16 protein-coding genes are annotated in these 22,114 nt (G+C 44.8%); 1 reads left to right on the forward strand and 15 read right to left on the reverse strand.

What is annotated here, in order from left to right; translation table 11 throughout:
* Window positions 1-89: 89 nt before the first annotated feature.
* The 4 genes from hydE to F597_RS0107240 all read right to left on the reverse strand — a co-directional run bounded on the left by hydE (window position 90) and on the right by F597_RS0107240 (window position 4,150).
* On the reverse strand, window positions 90-1,205 hold the full coding sequence (gene hydE / locus F597_RS0107225; protein WP_221406097.1) for a [FeFe] hydrogenase H-cluster radical SAM maturase HydE: 1,116 nt from the start codon (window positions 1,203-1,205) through the stop codon (window positions 90-92).
* 3 nt (window positions 1,206-1,208) lie between these two features.
* On the reverse strand, window positions 1,209-1,997 hold the full coding sequence (locus tag F597_RS0107230; protein WP_019539061.1) for a pyrroline-5-carboxylate reductase family protein: 789 nt from the start codon (window positions 1,995-1,997) through the stop codon (window positions 1,209-1,211).
* Window positions 1,998-2,070: 73 nt separating this feature from the next.
* A complete protein-coding gene (gene proB, locus F597_RS0107235; protein ID WP_019539062.1) occupies window positions 2,071-2,832 on the reverse strand; it encodes a glutamate 5-kinase in 762 nt (253 codons plus the stop codon).
* 130 nt (window positions 2,833-2,962) lie between these two features.
* Window positions 2,963-4,150, reverse strand: coding sequence for a glutamate-5-semialdehyde dehydrogenase (locus F597_RS0107240; RefSeq protein ID WP_019539063.1), 1,188 nt, complete (start codon window positions 4,148-4,150; stop codon window positions 2,963-2,965).
* Between the two features lie 255 nt (window positions 4,151-4,405).
* Between F597_RS0107240 and F597_RS0107245 the strand changes: the two genes are divergently transcribed.
* A complete protein-coding gene (locus F597_RS0107245) occupies window positions 4,406-6,211 on the forward strand; it encodes an ABC transporter ATP-binding protein (RefSeq protein ID WP_019539064.1) in 1,806 nt (601 codons plus the stop codon).
* A 149-nt stretch (window positions 6,212-6,360) separates the two neighbouring features.
* Here the strand turns inward: F597_RS0107245 and F597_RS0107250 are convergent, their stop codons facing one another.
* From F597_RS0107250 to F597_RS0107300, 11 genes are all read right to left on the reverse strand, one after another.
* Window positions 6,361-8,709 (reverse strand): TonB-dependent receptor, encoded by a 2,349-nt coding sequence (locus F597_RS0107250; protein WP_169337966.1) that lies wholly within the window; start codon window positions 8,707-8,709, stop codon window positions 6,361-6,363.
* 74 nt (window positions 8,710-8,783) lie between these two features.
* Complete coding sequence (locus tag F597_RS0107255) at window positions 8,784-10,082, reverse strand: sensor histidine kinase (RefSeq protein ID WP_019539066.1); 1,299 nt, start codon at window positions 10,080-10,082, stop codon at window positions 8,784-8,786.
* A 137-nt stretch (window positions 10,083-10,219) separates the two neighbouring features.
* Window positions 10,220-11,575 (reverse strand): sigma-54-dependent transcriptional regulator, encoded by a 1,356-nt coding sequence (locus F597_RS0107260; protein WP_026327231.1) that lies wholly within the window; start codon window positions 11,573-11,575, stop codon window positions 10,220-10,222.
* Between the two features lie 23 nt (window positions 11,576-11,598).
* On the reverse strand, window positions 11,599-13,074 hold the full coding sequence (locus F597_RS0107265; RefSeq protein ID WP_019539068.1) for a TolC family protein: 1,476 nt from the start codon (window positions 13,072-13,074) through the stop codon (window positions 11,599-11,601).
* Between the two features lie 219 nt (window positions 13,075-13,293).
* Complete coding sequence (locus tag F597_RS0107270; protein WP_019539069.1) at window positions 13,294-14,481, reverse strand: ABC transporter permease; 1,188 nt, start codon at window positions 14,479-14,481, stop codon at window positions 13,294-13,296.
* 12 nt (window positions 14,482-14,493) lie between these two features.
* On the reverse strand, window positions 14,494-15,810 hold the full coding sequence (locus F597_RS0107275; RefSeq protein WP_019539070.1) for an ABC transporter permease: 1,317 nt from the start codon (window positions 15,808-15,810) through the stop codon (window positions 14,494-14,496).
* A gap of 93 nt (window positions 15,811-15,903) precedes the next feature.
* Window positions 15,904-17,160 carry an ABC transporter permease gene (locus tag F597_RS0107280; protein ID WP_019539071.1) on the reverse strand — a complete coding sequence of 419 codons (1,257 nt, stop codon included), beginning with the start codon at window positions 17,158-17,160 and terminating at the stop codon, window positions 15,904-15,906.
* 8 nt (window positions 17,161-17,168) lie between these two features.
* Window positions 17,169-18,455 carry an ABC transporter permease gene (locus F597_RS0107285; RefSeq protein WP_019539072.1) on the reverse strand — a complete coding sequence of 429 codons (1,287 nt, stop codon included), beginning with the start codon at window positions 18,453-18,455 and terminating at the stop codon, window positions 17,169-17,171.
* Window positions 18,456-18,470: 15 nt separating this feature from the next.
* Window positions 18,471-19,145 (reverse strand): ABC transporter ATP-binding protein, encoded by a 675-nt coding sequence (locus tag F597_RS0107290; protein WP_019539073.1) that lies wholly within the window; start codon window positions 19,143-19,145, stop codon window positions 18,471-18,473.
* Between the two features lie 217 nt (window positions 19,146-19,362).
* Window positions 19,363-20,610 carry an efflux RND transporter periplasmic adaptor subunit gene (locus F597_RS0107295; protein ID WP_026327233.1) on the reverse strand — a complete coding sequence of 416 codons (1,248 nt, stop codon included), beginning with the start codon at window positions 20,608-20,610 and terminating at the stop codon, window positions 19,363-19,365.
* Between the two features lie 165 nt (window positions 20,611-20,775).
* Window positions 20,776-22,110: a dicarboxylate/amino acid:cation symporter gene (locus F597_RS0107300; RefSeq protein ID WP_044060117.1), complete on the reverse strand. Its 1,335-nt coding sequence runs from the start codon at window positions 22,108-22,110 to the stop codon at window positions 20,776-20,778.
* Window positions 22,111-22,114: the final 4 nt, after the last annotated feature.

Here is a 22,114-nt window from a genome sequence, read left to right on the forward strand (position 1 = left end):
TAATTAGCCAATAAGAGAAGGTGGAAAGGTGGTTAGGTAATTTGAATTGAAACAATGTTCGGCGGAGCCAAAATAGACGTAGTCAAATTTTAAGATGGTGAAGAAGAGTGATTAATCCGACGAAAAAAATGTAGTGGATCTCCCCATTGTCCGTATCCTATTGTCTCTCCCACACTGGCTATACGCGCCTCGAGACAATTATTGCATAGGAAAGCATCTTCGTCGAGACAAGGTTTGTTCTCGTAAAGGAGGTAGTCTTTCCTTCGGATGGTAGGGGTGAGGTTCGGCATAATCACATTGGCTCCGAACAGTAATCCCTTTTCCCGGCCGAATTTGTCCAACGCCTGCATGGCTGTGGTGGAGGCAATGTTTACATCCTTTAGCAATATTCTCAAAACGGCTATCATCGTCAGCGTGACCTTCAGCCGTTCTTCCCGTGGGATGGAATAAGCTTCGCTCCGGTAGAACGGGGTCCCCGAATGTTCGATGAAAGGGCCAATTCCCATCATGTCCACTTCCATGTCCCGTAGGAAAAGAATATCACCCGCAATATCCTCATACGTCTGGTAGGGTACACCTATCATACTTCCGGAACCCACTTGAAAACCGACTTTTTTCAATGATTTTAGACAATTGAGACGTGTCTCAAACCTGTGTTTTCCGTCCTCGGGATGCCATTTTCCGTATAGTTCCGGTGAAGAAGTCTCTATGCGAAGGAGATAGCGGTGTGCTCCGCTTTCGAAAAAGCGACGGTAAGTATCCTCACTCTGCTCTCCGCAGGATAAGGTGATTCCAAGATCGTACTTTGACTTGATTTGCTCCACGACCCTGCAAATAAAATCGATATGTTCCTCGCTTTGATTTTCGCCGGACTGGAGCACTAACGAACCGTAGCGTTTTTCATGTGCAAAGGCGGCTGCATGGAGAATCTCCTCTTCGCTAAGGCGGAAACGGTTCACCCCTTTGTTTTCTTTTCTCAATCCACAATAAAAGCAGTTTTTGCGGCATAGGTTTGAAAATTCCACAAGCCCACGGAAATAGACTATCCGGCCAACCCTCTCCTGTTTGATTTTCATTGCCAGGGATTGGAGGATGTTCATCTCTTCTCTCGTGCCCATTTTCAAGATGGGAACAATATCTTCCTTTTTCAAGGAAGGAGAAGAGAGTCTATTCATGATATCATGTTGTGTCTCTGCCTTTTTCATCTCTCAATCTCCGTTCTTAGCCATCTCCACAGATCTGTTTTTGGCGGCATCAAGTATCCCTTCGAAGTGTTTACCTATTTCGTGTGTGCGGAAGTAATCCAGGCCGGCCTGGGTCGTACCTCCTTTGCTGGTGATATTTTGTATCAACTGCTCGATACTGTGGTTTTTCTGGTTCTGGCTAAAATAGAGGGTAGTCCCCTGTGTAAGTTCTAACAGGAGTTCGTCGAGAAGCGCTCCGGGAAGATTGAACTCCTGCATTTTCTCCTTGAAAATCTGGATAAAAGAGAGGATAAAAGCGGGGCCACTTCCGAAGACTGCGGTGAACAAGTCGAAGCCGCTCTCTTCCAATTGTACAGCTTTCCCTAATTTTTTCAGCAGGTTGAAAATTTCTGTTGCATTCCGGTTTCCGGGCTGATTGGTGGCGAAAGCAGTCACCGATTTACGGTAAGCCATTGCCAGATTGGGCATGATGCGTACGATCAGTTGCTCTTTACCCAGATAACGTTCAATGAAAGCTATATTTCTGCCGGCAACGGGTGAAACGATGGTCTTTCTTACCCGGTTGAGTGGTTTCAGTGTTTCCAGCACAGCGGACAAATCCTGTGGCTTTACCATCAGCCAGATCACATCTGCAAAGGCAACCAGATCATCCATCCTTTCATAATAGGGTATATCTATTTCTCTCCGGCTTCTGGCGTAATAGGAGAACTCAATCCCTTCTTCCTCTTTTAAACCCTGATAAACTGCTTTGGCCAGATTGCCGAAGCCTATAAAACCATGTTTTACGCTCATTAATAAACTAAAATCTAAAAGTTAAAAACTAAAAGTATCATCATCAACCTTCCCACTTTCCCACTTTCCCACCTTATTTACCAAACTTGGTGAAGGGGATGCGGTTGCCCATGGCGTTGATGATATAATTGGCACGCTGGCCATTCACAATCCACATCTCCACACTGTGCAGCATACATATTTCTGCAGCATGTACTTTGGAAGACATACCGCCGGTACCGAGTAATGATTCTTTCTCTTCGATGTATTCTTTGATGGAATTCAGATCGGATACTTCGGCAATCAATTGTGCATCGGCATGCAAATGAGGATTCCGGTCGAAAATGCCATCGATATCGGAGACAAGGATGAGTAGATCCGCTTCAGTGATTGCTGCGACCAAAGCTGAGAGTTTATCGTTGTCGCCCAACACGATCTCTTCGATGGAGACGGTATCGTTCTCATTGACAATAGGAATATAATCGACTTGCCAGAGGCGTTTGATGGTGTTTCGGGTATTCTCGTTAGCTACCGGATTTTCAAAATCACGATAGGTCAGTAATATCTGGGCGATATTCAGTCCGAATGTGCTGAAAATATTGTCGTACAACTCCATCAGTTTGGTCTGTCCGATAGCAGCCAGGGCCTGTTTTGAGTCGACCCGCTTGTTAAAACCATTGATTTCTACAAATTGTCTTGCGGTAGCAATTGCCCCTGATGAAACGATTACGATATCATAATCTTTTTTCAGTTCTACGATCTGTCGTGCCAGGCTTTCGATTACAGCAAATGATATCCGGTTCGTCCCTGCCGTAAGCGTAGAGGTGCCGATTTTTATGATCAGTTTTTTTTTCATCCTATTTACTCGCAGATTTCACTTTTAGTTTTTATTTTTTTACTTTTTACTCCGTAGATTTTCTGTCGTCTCCCGGCATAAAACAAACGTGTTTGCTTCTGCTCTCGCTCCTGAGAGAATTCACGTTTTTCTACTCCCTTATATGCCCGTTCCCATACACAAACCACTTGTTAGTGACCAACTCCTGCGCACCCAATGGGCCACGGAAGTGCAACTTCTGGGTACTAATGGCGATCTCCGCCCCAACGCCGAACTGTCCCCCGTCGGTAAAACGCGATGAAGCATTGTGATAGACTGCGGCACAATCTACCTGTTGCATAAATTCAACGGCTTTTGTGGCATCATTAGTGACTATCACCGCCGTATGTCCACCGGAGTAGTAGTTGATCATATTGATGGCATCCTGTATCCCGTCTACGAGAGATATATATAGTTTTGGCGCCAGATATTCTTCGCAAAGCGTGGCTGCATTGTTTTCTACCTTAATACTGTTACAGAGAGAGGCTATTTCTTTGTTTCCCCACACCTCGATACCTTTTTCTGTAAGGTTTGTCACCAGATTAGACAGTTTTTCTTCCAATTCATCGATATCTTTGTGAAGCAACACTTTGTCTATGGCGTTGCATACGCTGATACGCTTTTTCCCGTTCACTACCAACCGGACAGCCATTGCGAAATCGGAGTTATCATCCACATAGAGAAAATTATTGCCCCTGCCGCTCACAATGACCGGTACCGAAGCGTTCTCCTGCACGAACCGGATCAACCCTTCTCCACCGCGGGGAATAATGAGATCCACCCGGTGACTGTTTTCCCTGATGAGGCGTTGTGTCTCTTCGCGGGATAGATCGAGATACTGTATGTAGTCCGTGCTGGCATTTTGCCCGGTGAGTGCCTGTTGCCACAGCTCGGTGAGTAATAGATTGGTCTGGCGCGCTTCTTTCCCTCCTTTCAGCAAAATATGGTTACCGGCCTTGAAAGCAGTTGCCGCCGCTTCGATGGTAACGTCCGGGCGCGATTCGTAAATGATCAGGATGGTTCCGAACGGTACCGTCTGATTGACAACACGCAGTCTGTCTTCCCGAACGAATTCATAGAGGGTTTTTCCTTCCGGATCGGGTTGTGAAGCGACTTCTTCCAATGAACGGATCATTCCGTTGATCTTCTTTTCATCTACTTTAAGCCGGTCCAGCATGGAGTCGTCCATATCGGGAAATGCACTTATATCGGCCTCGTTGACCTTCATAATCTTCTCTCTGTTTAACTCCAATAGCTGCGCGAGAGAGAGTAATACGTTGTTTTTTTGTTCATTCTTCATATTGCTGTGAAATCGAGATGGTGAAAAAACTATTTCAGAAAGAAATAGTCTAAATTTATTGAACGTTTTCGTTAAGCTAAATGAGCAAAGTCAAACTTGTTTGAACTTTGCCATAGCAAGAAGACGACTAATGTAATTGAAAGTATTTTGGTTCCAAAGGTAACAAATTATTCTTAAAAGAATTGCTATGCTACTCAATTTGAATTATGATTAAGATGATTTAAACCCTTTGCGGTTTGTAAAGTCCAACTGCCAATGATTAATAAAGAAACTTACACTCAATCTTTTAGAGCCCTTTTCCGGAATCTGGTTCCTTTTGTGAAACCTTATAGGAGGATGATCGCAGGAACTCTTTTCCTCACACTGATCGGATCATTTGCAGCCCAGGTAAATCCGCTCCTGGTGAATGAAACGATCACCCGTGTGGAGGAGTTACTCAGGCACCCCGATCCGTTTGAGAACGGGGTCCGGCTGCTGTTGATCATTTCAGCCATTATGTTAGCCAATGAGCTGTTGAATATCGGTATTCAGTTCGGACAAAAATATTTCGGGGAAAAAATCCGCATTAAAGTGGGGAGTGATCTCTCGCAAGCGTCGGTAGAGAGGATTCTAAGTTATAAAATGTCTTTTTTTTCCGAGCCCGGGAATCAGACCGGATTGCTACAAACACGTATCAACAGGGGGATAGAGAGCCTTATCGGATTAGTGCAAAACTTCTTCCTCGATATATTACCCTTGTTCTCTACCGCCATTATCGCTCTTGTGGTGATGTATAACGCCAATCTTTATGTGGGTTTGCTGGCAACGATCATCATGCCGGCCTATTTCTACGTAAGCCAGAAACAGGCAGGCCGCCTGAAAGGATGGCGTATCCAGTTGCGTGGACAACGTGAACGTAAAAACCATGGACTTATCAATATCATCGACTCTATCACGGTGATCAAAAGTTTTGTACGGGAAGAACCGGAGGGGAAAAAACAATATGATGTGCAGATGGAAATGCTGAACAATCAGTTACAGACCCGTCGGACAAGTTATGTATATGAGAGCCTGAAATCGTTTATCCAGCAGATCGGGGTGGTGCTTATCATCATCCTGACTGTGTTCCTTGTGCTCGACGGGCAGATGGGAATCGGCGCCATTATGATGCATATCATGCTCTTTCGCAACGTATCGGCGCCTATTAGCCAGTTACATCGTATCTACGATCAGGTCAACGACGCCCTGATCTATGCCGACGGTTTTTTTGAAGTGCTTGCCAACGAAGATGCAGTGGAAGCCGGAGGTGACATCAGGGCCGGGAATGTGCAGGGGCAGTTTGAAGTGCGTGATGTCACCTTCACCTATCCTAACGGAAAGCAGGCGCTTTCGGATATAAATCTCTTCCTTGAAAAAGGAAAGACTACTGCCATCGTAGGATTGAGCGGTGCCGGTAAGAGCACACTCATCAATCTTCTCTGTAAATTTTATAAACCCGATAGTGGAAATATCCTGTTGGACGGGATCGACCTGGAAGACTATGAGAATGGTTCGTTGCGGAACAATATAGGTCTGGTACTGCAAAAGAATCATATCTTTAAAGGAACAATCTACGACAATATCCTTTACGGGAAACTCGACGCTACACGGGAAGAGGTGATCGAAGCTTCGAAAAGGGCTTTCCTTCATGAACAGGTACTTTTACTTCCGGAGGGTTACGATACCGATGCTTTTAATCTGAGCGGCGGTCAACAGCAACGAATTGCCATTGCCCGGCTGTTCCTGAAGAATCCACCCGTAATCTTTCTCGATGAACCTACTGCCAGTCTTGATGCGATAGCTACAGAGCATATTAAAATGAGCCTCGATGCCATTAAGGAGGGACGTACCGTGGTGATTATTTCACACTCGCTATCGCAGATCATCGATGCCGACGTGATCCATGTGTTAAAGGACGGACGATTAGTAGAAACCGGATCACATGAATCGCTCTATAAACTGAACGGAGAATACCGCAAAATATTCGACGCTTCGGCCCGCAGCCTTAACCTCAATAAGATGCTCGATACCCTTGCCGTTTGAATTCAATTACCAATCTTTCACTATACTGTAATTCCCGGTAGGGGTGACTTCTACCCATTTGCCTTCCACCTTTTTTCGCTTTTGCTGCGGTTCTTGATATAAGTGTAAGCACGTATGAAACAATTCTTTTCCGGTATGCCAGTCTTATCTTAAAATTCGAACTTATAGCTGACAAAAGGTACGATGCTGCTGAAATAGTCGTCCTCAATTTGTTGAGTTCTCAGATTAAACTTTTTACCCTGGTATTGTCTACCCATGAAATTTTTGAGCTGTACAACAAAAATAGATGCTGTCTTCACGTTATTTATGCTATACGAAAAGGTGACATCACTCATGTATTCCACGGATGAATTGCGATAAACAAAAGGGCTGTTACTGTCATAAATAATATCCTGAGCTAACAGGCTTGCTTTGGTATTTACGGGTTGGGACAGATAAGGTCCCATTAATGTCAGTTTCAGGTTGAGTCCCAGATTATTCTTTCCCTTTATTGTGAACTCTTTTCCACCGAGTAAATTAAACACGTAACCGCCGTCGAACCGCGACCTGTATTTCAGATCGTCACCGCCTGTGTAGTCCGATTTATAGAGCGAGAGGGTCGATAAAAGATAGTACCCTTTATCGAGAAATCTTTCGACAGTAACGTCAACTCCATAGTTCGTTCCTTTTCCCTTGTTGACCAGTTCCCTGTTAAACGTCCAGTCACTAAGGAAATTAATCATCGAGTAGGCTGTGCCGTCCACAACAGGGACATTATACAGTTTTTGCAAATAAGGTTCTATTTTCAGCCTGATATTGGAGGTGACCTTGTAATCGTACGACAACACCAGGTGGTGAGCACCATACCTCTTCAGTTTTTTATTCGGATAATAATGTCTGTATTGCACGGAATCGTACTTGCTTACATAATATATGGAAAGCTGTTCGGTCTGATGATGCAATCCATAGCCCAGCGAAATCATTTGCTTGGGTGTTATTTGGTAGGATGCAGATAAACGGGGTTCAATTTTGGTTTCGTTATTGAGGTTGAACCACGACAGGTTAAAACCTCCGGTAACAAAAAAGAGGTTATTGACGTGCCACTTTGACTGGAGATGCGTATTCACCAAAAGAGAATTACCCTCACCCTGCATGGTCTGTTCTTTATGGCCGGAAGAATAATTCAGGGCGTCGCCGGTGAGGTCGAATCTTTCTGCACCGATATTTATACCGCCACGTAATATGATTTTGCTGCTAAGGACATGGTTTATACGTGTGTAATAATTTAATCTTTTGTTAAGGGAACGTACTTCGAACAGATCGGTAAATATATCAGGAGTATCGGATGAGAGCCGGCCCGCTTCCCTATAGCCTGTAGTGAATACACTTAAGGCCAGGCCGGAGTTGATAAGTGTTTTTGATTTCAGGGTTTTGGAATGGCTGATACCGGTTACTCCCATGTTGTAATAAAAGTCCATCTTTATCCTGTTTTCGGGGTATATCCAATTCAGAGTGTCGTTGGTTCCTCTCATCCGGCTGCTGCTTAACCCGCCGATACCCCATACCGAGAAGTTGCCGGCTCTCCCGGCAGGAAGATTCAATTTAAACGAGAGGTCCTGATAAACAGGCAGCTCGTCTGAATTTTTCATTTCGGGCAGTAAAGGGAAAATCAAAGCCAGGGTAGAGTACCGGTAGTTGAAGAGGTAAGAACTGTTATATCCTTTAGCCAGAGGCCCTTCGGCAGCTGCTTCCACACCATGTATTCCCGCCTGCAGACCGAACTCTGCTTTATGGTTATTCCCGTTCCTTAGTTTCATGTCGAATACGCCGGCACCGGCATTGGCAAATTCGGCAGGAAAAGCTCCGGTATAAAAGTCGGAGTTCGCCAGTAGCCGACTGCTGAACATGGTAATACCACCTCCTCCGGCCACGTTTGAACCTGCAAAATGGCTCGGAACCGGCACATCGATGCCTTCAATTCTCCATAACACACCTTTGGGGCTGTTTCCACGTACGACTATTGCGTTTACTGCCACTCCTGCCGATGCTACACCCGCGAAATTGGCTGCCATCCGCCCGGGATCGTCGAAGCTACCGGCATAACGCGATGACTCTTCTACCAATAGGGTGCGTGCACTCACGGATGCCATGCTATTGATGGGACGGTCTTTGCTGATAGTAGGTGTGATGACTACTCCTTCCAGTTCAGTGGTTAGCTGTTCGAGGAGTACTTCAAGGAGTACTTCTTTCCCGGAACCTACTAATATATCTGGAATTATTAACGGTTTATATCCCACAAACCCGAACTGTATATTATAGCGGCCGACATCAATATTCTCTAGCGTGAAATTACCGTCTGCATCTGAGGTTGTCCCCTTACCGCTTTCCGGAAGCAAGACGGTTGCATAGGGCAGAGGTTCTCTTGTTTGTGCATCTAAGATGATCCCACGCATCGTTTGGGTAGATTTCTGGGCTACACTCACAACGCAAAGGATAAACAAAAAGCACAGAACAATCATTATCTTCCTCATTGTACAAGATAAGTAACTGCTGAAATTCATTGTTATGTTTTACATTTTATGTTAGAAGTTTTTTAATCGAACCGGATGATAAATCGTGTCCATCCGTCGGGATAAGTGCGGAGAGAGTACTGGAAGTCGTGCTGGGTAAGTACTTCGCGGATAAAAAGCAGCCCGATTCCTTGTCCTTGGGGTTTACTGGAAAAGAAGGGATTAAATATCTTTTTCTCGATCTCCTTACTGATTCCTTTGCCGTTATCCGCCACGACCAGTGTTCGCGGTTGCGAACCTGTGGTGATGACTATTTTTCCCCCTTCTTCAATACTTTCTACCGAGTTCTTGATGATATTAAGCAACACCTGCTCAAACAGTGATGTGTCGAGTAATACCGGTTGGAGGTTTTCATCGGGTTGAAAAGTGAGTTGAATATTCCTGTTGTGGCACATCACTTCCATAAAACGCGTCAGGTTGCCGATTAACCGGTTCAGGTCGACAGGTTCCCGCTCCGCTTTCGGAATCTTTACCACATCTGCGAAGTTGGTAATAAAGCGGCTCATCCCGTAGCACCTCTCCACGCAAATTTGCATGGCCTGGCGCATATCCTGCGCTTCGGGAAGAGACGCCAGTTCCTCGATCACAGTATCGAGGGTAGAGGTGATCCCCGCAGTGGTATTGTTCACCTCATGCGATATCATACGGATCACTTTTTCGTATGCTTTCTTCTCGGCCCGGCGTACCTCCTCGGTGAGACCCTCGATTAAATAGAACGGACGAGGGAATCCCCGGTCGACGAACGATTCCAGCGTACATTTATATACAGTACCGTTACTTAAACCTATAGAACGGGTTTCATGCATAGGGATTTCCGAAAGGTCGATCGGCACCGATCCCTTTATTTCAGTGAGTTTTTTACCTTTTATTTCATCTGCATTATCCAGATCCAGTAGTTTGACCGCTGCAGGATTCAGGTCGGTGATCTGATGGTCGTAGTTTAGTACGATGACTCCCATGGGTGAAGCGGAGATGAGCAGGTCGAGAAATTCATTCTGTTCCCTGAGTTGGAGACGTTCGTTCTTCAATTGTGCCATCATCTTATTGAAAATGGCGACCACCCTGTCGGCTTCAAACTGTCCCACCTCACGGAGTCTGGAACTGAAATCCTGCTCCCGGAGCAGATCCATTCCGCTACTGATCATTTGCAGCGGTCGTACCGTTTTCCGGTAGAAAACAGCCAGATATACCAAGGCCACCAGGATGAGCCCTTCTAAGGTTACTGTTTTCCACGACAATGTATGCAGATTTTCGTAGAGTATGAACCCGAAGATCAACAGCAATAAAAATACCAGGATATAGAAGTATACTCTCAATTTCATATTTTAAATTCAAGAATCAAGAATCAAGATTTGGCTTACACCTATTGTTAATTGACTACGTCGATTACTAATTCAGATTTAAATCACTCTATCTTTTAATCATCACACCATCACATCTCCGAATCATTATATCATTTTCACAACCCGTATTTCTCAATACGCCGGTAAAGGGCGGTTCTGCTTATCCCCAATGTACGGGCGGCTTTTGACAGATTACCGTTGTGTTGCTCGATAGCATTGCGGATGGTCTGCGCTTCCAGATTGTCTAACGTCATACCCTGAATTGTGCCGTGGGCTGCCGGAGATATTTCCCGCATAGATGTCTGGTTTTGCAGATCATCTGCCTGAATACGACTCTTTCCACTGACAAGTATGGTACGCTCCACTAAGTTCTTCAACTCCCGGATATTTCCGGGGAAAGGCAAGATTTGGAGCAATTCGAATGCCTCGGGAGTAAATGATACTGATGGCAGCCTGTTTTGTGTCGATTGTCGGTCGGCAAAAAATTGTGCCAGCAAGGGGATGTCCTCTTTACGCTCACGCAGAGCCGGTAAATGGATTTGAATAAGGTTGATGCGGTAGAAGAGATCTTCCCTGAAGGTCTTATCTCGCACCATTTGCTGCAAATCGGCATTGGTAGCGCTAACCACACGCACATCCACTTTCCGGGGATTGCTGTCGCCCAGCACTTCGAAGGTCTGGTCCTGTAATACACGTAGAAGTTTCACCTGACAGGTGGTGTCGAGTTCGCCGATCTCATCGAGAAAGATGGTTCCCTTATCGGCCAGTTCGAAGCGTCCGGTACGGTCGGCATGTGCATCTGTGAATGCCCCTTTGCGGTGTCCAAACATCTCACTTTCGAAAAGACTTTGCGATACACCTCCCAGATTGACTTTCACGAATCGCTGTTTTTTTCGTGAGCTGTTTTTGTGAATTGCCTCTGCTATCAACTCTTTACCTGTTCCGCTTTCTCCCGTGATCAATACCGATGCGTTGGTATCGGCGATACGGGCTACGGTGGAGAGCACATCGACCAATGCCTTTGATTGACCGATGATCGAAGAGAAATCGTATTGACTATCCAGTTCGCGGCGGGTTTGTGGCGAGCCGGAGGTCATTTTTCGCGTTTTCAGTTCGAGTGCTGTTTCTATCGATTTTAGCAGATGGCGGTTATCCCACGGTTTGGTGATAAAGTCGAAAGCCCCGGCCTTCATTCCACGCACGGCTAGCGAGATAGATCCCCATGCCGTGATCAGTATTACCGGTACCCTTGGACAAAAAACCTGGACTTTCTGCAGCAATTCCAATCCCTCTTCACCCTTGGTCGTCAATGAGAAATTCATATCCATAAGCATCAGATCGGGTGGAGTATGGCGTATGAATTCCAGCGCCGCTTCGGGAGAAGTTAGCGCTTCGGTTTCATAACCTGCACGTTTCAACAGTAATGAAAGTGAAGAACGTACAATCGCATCATCGTCAATTATCAGGATCATCATAAGCGCAAAATTACTATTTTTTATTCTCTTATCAGTCGTTCAAACTCCGCATCCATATTTACTCCTTTCTCAAAGTCGTATAATGTAAGGCTCCGCAGTTGATAGAGGTAATACCAGTATAGGTGCATTTCTGAGACATAGTTGGCGCGGGCATTGTCTTTTGAGAGTTGTGCATCATTCAGGTCGAGTGTGTTGATTTTTCCGATCATGAATGACTCGACCGATGTGTTATAACGTTTTTGCGCAATCTCATCGGCTTCCCGGGCAATACGTAACTGTTCCGTCTGGTGATTGTATTGTTCCACCAGCAGGAAAATATCCTGATTGAAATCCATCTGTTCCTGTTTGAGGCGTGAGGCGATCACATCGCGGTTAGATTCCGCTACTTTTACGCGCCCTTTGCGTTTTCCCCAATCCAGAATAGGAATCTTCACTCCTACCTGCACTACCTGATAATCCATCAGGTTCTGATATGCTGCGCGGAGTACCTGATCCTGTCCGGTATAACCTATTGAAGCGAACAGATCTATCTCCCGTTGTGCCCCTTTGGCTTTCGCTACTTCGTAATCTGCTTCCAACTGACGGCGACGGATATTTTGTGCAAGCGGGTTGTTCTGTTGTGCTTTTTCCAGTACCTCGTGATAACTGATCACGGGATATTGCACCATTTCCGGGATAACCGGATCGATGGTATCGGTTTCGCTTAATCCTAAAAACGACCGCAGGCGGAACATCGCACCGTTGAGGGCCGACTGTTCTTTGGTGAGATTTGATGCTGCTTTCAGGGCCGAAAGTTCTAATTGCAGCAGTTCGTTTTCTGATATCTGTCCCATTTTACGGCGTGCCTGTGCAATCTCGTAAATACGGTCGGCGTTTTTCTTGTTTTGTTCGGCAATATGTAGGTTTTCTTTTGCCAGCAGTAGTTGGAAATAGTAGGTGATGGTGCGGAGTGTGATGATCTCCACATTTTCCAGGTAAGCCGCTTTCGCTTCATTATACCGGATGGGTTCAATGCGCCGTTTCCATTTCATGCTATTTACACCGAAGATAGGCTGGGTGTATGTGACTCCCACCGGTACACTCATATAGTATCGGTTGGCTCCGCTGGTATTCAGCGGATCGATATATTGCAATGATGTATTGAGTGACAACTTCCCGCCTGTCAGCCAGATATTCTGGTCGATGGAGACATCTCCTGTTATACCCAGTGAATTGGTTCTGACAAATTTATAGGTGCCGTCTTCACTCTGGTACAGATTATAGCTTCGGCGATAATCAGGGAGGGTAGCGGAAAAATTCACTTCGGGCAGCAGATCTGCCCGGTAGGTACGATATTCCCAATAGGATGTTTTTAATTCATTAAGTGCTACTGCTGCATCCACTGATTGCCGTCGTGCCATTTCTACGGCTTCGGAGAGTGTCAGCACCTGCTGTGCTGACGTCCCCGTTGCCAGAGAGAATAAAACAAGTAAAGTGATGAAAGTTATTTTTTGCATAAGATTTTCGTTGTGTCGAATTCGTTTGTCTATAGACAAAGTATGTGCCAAAAATATAACCTTCTGTGTGTTAGTGTATAATGAAAACGGGACTGTCCGAAAACGAACACTCAGAGTTCGAATTCGGACAGTCTCTGCTTTAGTTGCGTGTATTCCACCAGTTTTTTTACACTAAAAATATGATTTCATTCCTTCCTACTTTCCACCGTTCCATATCCGCTATTCATCCCTCAATGCTTCCACCGGATGTACTTTCGACGCCTGCCGGGCAGGGATCCATGCACTGAAAGCCACAATAGTGGCAAGCAGTATATAGGTAATTCCGTTTGTTATCAGAAAGCGAAGCCATTTGTTGGCCGTAATATAGCCGCTGTTGGTTACTTCCTGCCCCAACGTTTTAATAAGATCTGCCTGCAAAATAACTATATTGATGAAGACGGCAGGAATTGTAGCTAGTGTCAATATCAATAAGGCTTCTATAAGATACTGAATTTGAATTTGCCTGTGGCTGCTCCCCATTGCCATGCGCAACCCTATTTCGCTGCGCCGCGTCTGATTACGGAACCAGAATGTACCGATAACTCCCAGTGCGATATTGAGCAGGAAGAAAATCATTACACCGTTTCTTATCCGCACCTCTTTGGTAATTCCCCACTCAAACTCCTGTGCTCGTTGTATAGCGCGATAAGATTTTATATCTGATGATACTTCGCGTTTAAATTGCTCCAGGGAAAAATTACTGCCCGTACGGATAGATATTTCCGAAGATGACATCTCGTTCAGATCATCGGGATAAAAAATCACATTGCCCGGTTGAGAATAGTCGAACCGTTTTTGGTTTTCTACTACATCGGTAACCCGGTATGTCTTATTGTGAAAATAGACAGTTTTGCCTATAGGGCTTTCTTCCCCGAATAACGATTCTGCCAGGTTTTGAGTAAGCATGACCGTGTTATAGTCCGATAAAAATAACCGTGCCGGTTGTTTCGTATTGATTGAATGAATATTAAATACATCGAAATAACTGTTTGATCCAATTCTTTTGGTCTGTGCATTATAGCCTGTGGATGTTGAGTCACGTTGTATCTGATATCCGGTATATGAGCCACCGAAAGGGGTAACACCCCAGTCCGATGTGGCAAAAATATGTTGCACTCCCGGAAACCGTTTGACTTTATCAAGAAAACGGTCGAAATCGGAACGTGTGCTGTCATTTATATTCTTTCCAGATACGATTTGCCAGGTATCGGTGATATCGTATCCATTCGGGATCATCCGGTTATGTACCATTACAAAAGCATAATCCGCAATATACCAGCACAGTACGAAAACTAATAATAATTCACTGAAGATCCAGCCATTGCGGCGGCGTTGTGTCCAGATTTGTTTTAATATATGTTGTATCATATTTTTCAGACTTCAATTTGTGTAGTTCTCGCTTAATGAGTCGGTAATGTTCTTTTTTGTAAACCGGTAAGCCGGAATAATGGCTGATAAGGTGTTGACAATGAGTGCTGCCACGAATGCCTGCGAAAAAACTGTGAAATTGATAAGCATTCCCGGGGTTATACCCGATGTGCTTCCGGTAACAGTCTCTATATCTGATGATAGGATAGAGAGTCCACTGAGCAACATATCACTGAAAACCGTTATCAGTAGATAAGATATCAGCAAGCCGACAAACGCCCCGATAAGTGTGAGCAGGAAGTTTTCGATAAGGATATGGTTTAACAGCGTGCTATTTGGCGCACCAAAGGCTTTGCGTACCCCCATTTCAGCCAAACGCTTTTCCATACGGCTACTGTTTAATCCCGACAGGTTAATTGCAGGCACCAACATAAAAATCAGTAATACGAAAACGAATTTCTGAAGAATATCATTGATATCCAATGGACTGTTTCCCATACGAAAAGAGCTTGCCAAAACATTGTCGGGTTGTCCCAATAAGTCGATATTGTGTGTAAGATTGGAGCTGTATCGTTGTAGGCTGGTATGGATTTCTTCACTTACTCTTCGGGTATCGCCGGAATTTTTCATAAGAATGACTACTGAGAAAAAACCCAGGATACCTTCTTGAGCAAAAGTTTCCGTATGATTTGGGTGCAGTGTATAAGGTAGCCAGATATGGGCGAATGATTCCGAAAGTAGGTAAGATGCATCTTTAACCACACCGTTTACATGGTACTCTTTTTCATTCATGATAAAATATTCTCCGATTGCCTGACCATTGGGAAAAAGATGCTGTGAAAGGCTTTCCGAGATTACCACGGATGGAATGGCAGAATCGAATTCTTCCTGTGAAAACGGTTTACCTTGTAAAAAACGAAATTGAAATACCTTCCAGAAATTTGCATCTGTATATTTTACATATACCTTTTTGTCTATTGTACTCCCCAATGTATGTACCTTATAGTTCTCTTTATAGGTAAAGAGTGTTGCCGTTGCCACTTCGGCCGATTGAAGATTGTAAAAACAGTTTTTTACTGTCTGTAACGATAGGAATGCACTTGCATTTGACCTTTCGGTAGTGTCTTTGGGGGTTATTTGAGCCATCTTTACGAATAACAATCTGTTTCGTTCCAGTTCGGGGTAAATATTACCTGTTTTCAGATAGAAAAAGATGGCAATTACCATTACCATAGAAATCGCCAGCGCTGTTCCGGCAACGTAAATAATACTGAAGAGTTTATTTTGCCTTATCAGTTCCCACGCCTGTTTGAAATATTGTCGGATCATTTTTATTTTAATTACCAATTACCAGTTACTAATTACCAATTATCAAATCGTAAAATCATCACATTTTGGCACATTAATTAGCACATCATCATACTACTCATCCCGCAATGCTGTTGCCGGCGGTACTTTTACCGCTTTAAGGGCGGGAATTCGTATGCCGAGAACAATCATTATTATCAAAAGGATATATGTAATGGCAAAGCCAATAAAATACCTTCCGGGGGTGAAATGCATAAGGTAAGTAGCAAATATCCCTTCTCTGCCGAGTATATAGATCACGATCATTGTCGGAACCATTGCCGTTGTGAGTAGTAGCAAGCCTTCGATGTAAAATTTTCTCAGTACCTGTTTGGGAGTATCACCCAGCGAAACACGCAGGCCAATTTCACTCCGTCGGTGTTGTGTCCTGAACCAGAATATTCCGGTAATCCCCAGGAAAATATTGACCAGCAAAAAGAAGACAATAAACATCCTCATTTTCAGATCGTTGATGTCGTCTTTCTGAAATGCTTTTTTATTGATGGGTATTGATTGTATTTCTCCCAGATAATAGTTGCCGAGACGCAATTGTTGAGTCATATTCTCCCGGAAACGACGGATAAAATCATGATCTTCTTCGGGTGTTACCCGCACGCAGAATTCCAGACCGCCGACCCATTCGCCGGTGAAAGTTTTGAGGAAGTCATTGTCTATACGTTGTGCAAAATAAGAATTCCAATTGGAGAAATTGTCATACCGGACTACCCTGGAGACAGCTCCCACTCTGTATAGTTGAGCAGAGTCACTCTTCTCGAAGGATACCTGTTTCCCGACTGGCGGTTCATCGTGGGGAAAGAGCTCTTTGGCCACTCCGGGTGAGATCACCAACTCATTGCGTTCGAGTGCTTGCACCAGTTCATCGGTGCTCCCGTTCTCCACCTGGTATTTGAATACTCTGAAAAAGTTGGGTGTGACCGTCCGGTTCAGTACACTATATTTCGTACTGAGTGTATCCCGGTGGATATTTCGCGATCTGTTACTTCCGATATGAGGGCTGGAGTGGAATGATATGCTTGCCGCTTCAATCATCGGATTCCGCTGGATGCGTTCCAACGCTGTGTATAGATATCCTACAGCAGTTTCAGTGGATATATCTTTTACATACTCATAGCTGCTTTCATTTAATAATCCCAGGCGCATGATATAGGTATGCTCCGTATCGAAACCTAATGGCTTGTAGTAATTATTCAGCGTTACATACACGTTATCTACAATATACCAAAGGAAGAGGGCGACAATCAGCAACTCTATCCATAAACCGATATTTTGCCTGCGTTCGTTTTTGATGATCGTGAGGATATGCTTAAACATAATATGATTTATTTTGAGTGAATAGAATCTACGATGGGCTTGTGTGATACGTTCCGTGCGGGAATAAATGCAGATAGCGTGTTAAGTAACAGGCAAAACAGAAGTGCGTATAGGAAAATAGCGGGACTGAGCAATGAAACAGGGTTGAGGGTGACCTCGCCCAAATGGAATGCCATATCACTGTTTTCATAAATTATTCCTTTCAGGGCATAAGCGGCAATGTAGGAGAAAATTAAACCTAATGCACCGCCTAACAGTGTTTGCAGCATACTTTCCCACATCACTTGTGAAAGCAGGTTTTTCTGAGAGGCTCCAAAGGCCCGCCTTACTCCGAGTTCGGAGAGGCGTTTTCTCATCCTTGAATTCATCATTCCCGATAAGTTGATGGCTGGAACGATCAACAAAAGCACCAGTACAATGACCGATTGTCGTACGATTGATTTCATATCAGGTTCCTGGTTTGCCCATTTACGATGTAAAAAGACGAAATGGGTATCTGGTTGATTGCGATAGAAGGCTTCGTAGGTAGTCGTTCCGTCGTTGTATTTTTTACGAAGTATTTCCGCTTCCTCCTTTATTGCCGGAAAATCTCTTTTGTGTTTTGCCAGAATAAATACTCTGCAGGAGCCGCTTATTCCCTCTGCACCCCCTTCCGGAAGAATTTCGGTAGTGATCGGCATCCATATCTGCGAGTAAGCGGCCGTTGCCAGTGCAGAGACATCTTTTACCACACCGCTTACTGTAAACTCCGTGTAATCGATCAAAATGCGTTGTCCGGAAACAATTGTGGTACCGAATGTTTTGAGGGCTACTTTTTCAGTGATGACGACTTTCCGTAATCCGGCGTCTACATCGGCCTTTGTGTACGGTTTACCATCAATGAATATGAAATCGAATACCTGCCAGAAATCCTCGTCGGTAAGCATTTTATCATAATTCTCAGCTATATTCTGGCCCGGCATGGCTACCATAGCCGATGGTGCAAAAGCTGACACAATAGAGACTGCCTCAGGTGTTTCCAGTGCTTTGAAGCATGATTTGGCGAAACCGTAACCCATCGGGCCGTTGGACGAGCCAGTGTTCGTCGAATTTTTTTCCCTGCTTGACATCCATTTCACGTACAGCATTCGATCCCGGTTGGTTTCGGGCGGATAAGGGGCATTTTTTACCTGATGCGACATCACGATCACCATGATCATGCAGATCGCCAATGCTGTGCCAATAATGGAAATGGCACTTAATACTGGATTCTCTTTCAGTAGCCGCCACGCCTGTTTGAAATATTGTTGAATCATTTTTTTAGATTTTCTTTATGAGATCTGTCGACCGTCGAGGAAGCGGATGATACGTGAAGTTTCTTTGGCCTTGCTTTCGTCGTGCGTTACCATCACGATGGTACGACCGTCTTCGCAGTTGAGTTTGTGAAGTAGGTCCATTACTTCAGCGCCCATTTTCGAATCAAGGTTTCCTGTCGGCTCATCGGCAAGTATAATCGACGGGTTACCGATGACGGCGCGGGCGATGGCTACGCGCTGGCACTGTCCGCCCGATAGTTGTGTGGGAAAATGGCGCATCCGGTGTGACAGGCCGACGCGTGTAAGTACCTCCTCTGCCAGCCGGCGACGCTCGCGTGCTCCCGTCTTGCGATAAAGTAGAGGAAGTTCTACATTATCGAGCACATTGAGTGAATTGATCAGGTGGAAGCTCTGAAACACAAAGCCCAGGTTTTCGTTGCGGAACCTGGCTAGTTCACGGTCTTTCATTTCAGCTGTTTCTTTGCCGTCGATAATTACTTTTCCGGATGTGGGTGCATCGAGCAAGCCCATCACGTTGAGAAGAGTCGATTTGCCGCACCCCGACGGTCCCATTACGGCCAGGAATTCACCTTTCCTCACTTCGAGGTTCACGTTTTCCAATGCTACGGTTTCAATCTCTTCTGTACGGTAAATTTTGTGTACTTTGTCCAATAAAATCATCGTTTCCATTTTGTCATTTATTTGTTTAAATATTACTTCTTCTTGGGAGCCAAGACTAAACCAATGTGCTAATTTATTAATATGTCAAACAACGTTCAACGGAACGAAGTGTAGTTAATGTGCCAATGAAATTTATCTACCAATTTAATCATTAAATTATTGTTTACATTGGTCTCATTGGCATGTTGGCATGTAGCCACATTGGCACATTGGTCTCATTGGCATTTTATTCAGACACTTTCAACCTGCTCTTATCCCTGTACCGGCTCATATCGGATACTACTACGCGGTCGCCCGGTTCCAGACCGGAGATCACTTCGACATATTGATAATTGCTTTCGCCTAATTGTACTTTTCGTTTTTCAAGGGTACCGCCATTCAGTACAAACAGTTCATACGTGCCCTGACCACTGTAATATGTGCCGTTGTCAATACGTAATACGTCCTCCTTGACGGCATTCATCACATAAACATCGGTACGTAATCCCGACCGCAATCGTTGGTTATCGGGATCATCCAATTGCACGGTGAACTGGATCACACCATTTTTCGACAGTGGGGTGACGTTGCTGACAACCCCCGTCAATTCATCACTTCCGATCCTTACGACAGACTTGCTTCCAACAGAAATACGGTCACCGTAACTGTCGGCAATCTCGCCATCGATACGGAACTGTGACAGGTCTGACAGGATAGCTACCTCTATTCCCTGTCCCACACGGGCGCCCACCTGATTATTGATATAAGTGAGTATGGCTTTCCGTGGAGAGCGGATCTGTGCATCTTCGAGGATACGTCTGGTCTCGGCAAGTGTTTTGCGGAAAATTTCCAGTTCCAGTTCCTGTACGCGTAATTCAGCATCAGCCACCTTACGGTCGTTCTCGAATTTTTTGCGTGCCTGCTCTTGTTCCAGTTTTGCTACGTTGTAACTGATCTCCACTTCACGCACCTTATCGGTAGTACCTGCTCCGATGCTGTCGAGGTATTTCTCGTTGACCACTTCTACCGCCATCTTGTCGATCTGCATATCATTCACTTTTAGCTGCATCTCCATATCGCTGAGTGTACTGCTGTTTTTGATACGCTGTTGTTCGATACGGTACTGTCGCATTTGTAGCTCGTCCAGCATTTTACGATAATCGGTCTCAATGCTTTGCAGGTCGAGTTGCAAAAGAGGAGTACCTACATCTACGGAGTCGCCGGCTCTTTTATGCACTTTCATGATACGGCTTTCGATAGGAGCAATGACGGTCTCTTCAAATGCCGGTACCACTTTTCCCGATGCGCTCACGGTAACTTCAATCGTTCCTTTATCGACGGAGGAGAGTTGGATATTTTTCAGGGATATACTGTCCCGGAGCAAGGAGATGATCACAGCGATGACCACTATAGAGGAAAGGATAATAGTTCCATATTTGATCCATCTTTTTCTTTTCTCTTTGAGGAGAACATCTTTGGGTATTTTTCTGTCCATATATGTTGTCTGTTTTGCTTTATTAAAAACAAAACGCATGCCATAAATATAATACGCTGATTATTAGGATTGAATGTGGAGATTAAGTGTCCGTTTCCGAACAGTTCTGTACGGAAGCGGACACTTGGAAAGATGTAGAGATGTAACTACGGAAAAGAAGAAGGATTAGTGCAGGGATATATCATTCTGATTATGGAGTGGATTTTCTTCCTTTTGTACAGAATGATGTAATTTGCCAAGTGATTTGGCTACTACCACTGATACCATGGCGTCGCCTGAGATGTTGATTACTGTGCGACACATATCGAGCGGACGGTCAATGGCAAAGATCAATGCAAGGCCGATCGCCAACTTGTCGGCAGGAAAGCCGATCGATTCCAGTACGATTACCAGCATGATCATTCCGGTACCGGGTACGGCTGCTGCACCGATAGAAGCCAGCAGAGCGGTAAGAATAATAGTCAACTGGTCGGAGAAATCCAATGGGAAATGAAGTGCCTGGGTGATGAAGACTGCGGCCACGGCCTGGTAAAGACTGGTGCCGTCCATATTGATAGTGGCGCCTACCGGCAATACAAAACTCGACACTTCATTATCTACACCCAGGTGTTCAGTTACCCGCTCCATCGTCACCGGCAATGTGGCTGCGCTCGAACTGGTGGAGAAAGCGAGAAGTTGTGCCGGAGCAATCCCCTTGATAAACCAATGGGGATTTCTTCCTGTAAAAAGATAGACGACGATCAGGTAGAAGCTAAGCATCAGTATAAGCCCTAAAACCACAGTGGCTCCGTAGAAGAGTAATTTTTGGAGTATTTCCACATTGTCGGTGCTGACAATAATCTGTGCCAGAAGAGCAAATACGGCAAAGGGCGCCATCAGCATGATCAGGTTGACCATCTTCAGCACCACTTCGTTCAATCCGTTGATCAGTCTGGAGACCGGTCTTGCACTTTCCGGATCGATCAACAACATGCTGATACCAAAAATGATAGAGAAGAAGATCACCTGTAACATCAAACTGTTATTGCCGAAAGCGGTAAAAATATTTTCAGGTACTATATCGATCAGGAAAGTCAATGGACCGCTGTCTTGCTGTTCTATTTCCTGTAGGTTGGTGATGATGGATGTATTTCCCGCATAGGTCTCTGTCAACTCGTCAATAGTCTCCTGCGAGATCCCGGCTCCCGGCTTTAGCGTATTAACCAGCAACAGCCCGATGATGATAGCAATTACTGTGGTACTGATATATAGAATAATAGTCCGGACTCCGATATGTCGGAATCTCGATATATCTTTCAGGTCGGATATCCCTTTTACTAACGAAGTAAAGATTAACGGAATTGCTATCAACTTTAATAACCTGATGAAGATGGTGCCGAAAGGGGCGATCCAGTCACTTACAAACTGTTTCCCCCAACTGAAGTTACTGACCAGTGCGCCGAACAATATGCCGAGCGTCATTCCTATTACTATCTTCCAATGCAGGGGGAGTTTCCTCACTTTT

Source organism: Proteiniphilum acetatigenes DSM 18083 (genome assembly GCF_000380985.1).
Taxonomy (GTDB): Bacteria; Bacteroidota; Bacteroidia; order Bacteroidales; family Dysgonomonadaceae; genus Proteiniphilum; species Proteiniphilum acetatigenes.

Excerpts from the sequence above, each read along its gene's own strand:
- hydE (WP_221406097.1), bottom strand. The coding sequence starts at position 1,205 with ATGAAAAAGGCAGAGACACAACATGATATCATGAATAGACTCTCTTCT.
- F597_RS0107230 (WP_019539061.1), bottom strand. The coding sequence starts at position 1,997 with ATGAGCGTAAAACATGGTTTTATAGGCTTCGGCAATCTGGCCAAAGCA.
- proB (WP_019539062.1), bottom strand. The coding sequence starts at position 2,832 with ATGAAAAAAAAACTGATCATAAAAATCGGCACCTCTACGCTTACGGCA.
- F597_RS0107240 (WP_019539063.1), bottom strand. The coding sequence starts at position 4,150 with ATGAAGAATGAACAAAAAAACAACGTATTACTCTCTCTCGCGCAGCTA.
- F597_RS0107245 (WP_019539064.1), top strand. The coding sequence starts at position 4,406 with ATGATTAATAAAGAAACTTACACTCAATCTTTTAGAGCCCTTTTCCGG.
- F597_RS0107250 (WP_169337966.1), bottom strand. The coding sequence starts at position 8,709 with ATGATTGTTCTGTGCTTTTTGTTTATCCTTTGCGTTGTGAGTGTAGCC.
- F597_RS0107255 (WP_019539066.1), bottom strand. The coding sequence starts at position 10,082 with ATGAAATTGAGAGTATACTTCTATATCCTGGTATTTTTATTGCTGTTG.
- F597_RS0107260 (WP_026327231.1), bottom strand. The coding sequence starts at position 11,575 with ATGATCCTGATAATTGACGATGATGCGATTGTACGTTCTTCACTTTCA.
- F597_RS0107265 (WP_019539068.1), bottom strand. The coding sequence starts at position 13,074 with ATGCAAAAAATAACTTTCATCACTTTACTTGTTTTATTCTCTCTGGCA.
- F597_RS0107270 (WP_019539069.1), bottom strand. The coding sequence starts at position 14,481 with ATGATACAACATATATTAAAACAAATCTGGACACAACGCCGCCGCAAT.
- F597_RS0107275 (WP_019539070.1), bottom strand. The coding sequence starts at position 15,810 with ATGATCCGACAATATTTCAAACAGGCGTGGGAACTGATAAGGCAAAAT.
- F597_RS0107280 (WP_019539071.1), bottom strand. The coding sequence starts at position 17,160 with ATGTTTAAGCATATCCTCACGATCATCAAAAACGAACGCAGGCAAAAT.
- F597_RS0107285 (WP_019539072.1), bottom strand. The coding sequence starts at position 18,455 with ATGATTCAACAATATTTCAAACAGGCGTGGCGGCTACTGAAAGAGAAT.
- F597_RS0107290 (WP_019539073.1), bottom strand. The coding sequence starts at position 19,145 with ATGGAAACGATGATTTTATTGGACAAAGTACACAAAATTTACCGTACA.
- F597_RS0107295 (WP_026327233.1), bottom strand. The coding sequence starts at position 20,610 with ATGGACAGAAAAATACCCAAAGATGTTCTCCTCAAAGAGAAAAGAAAA.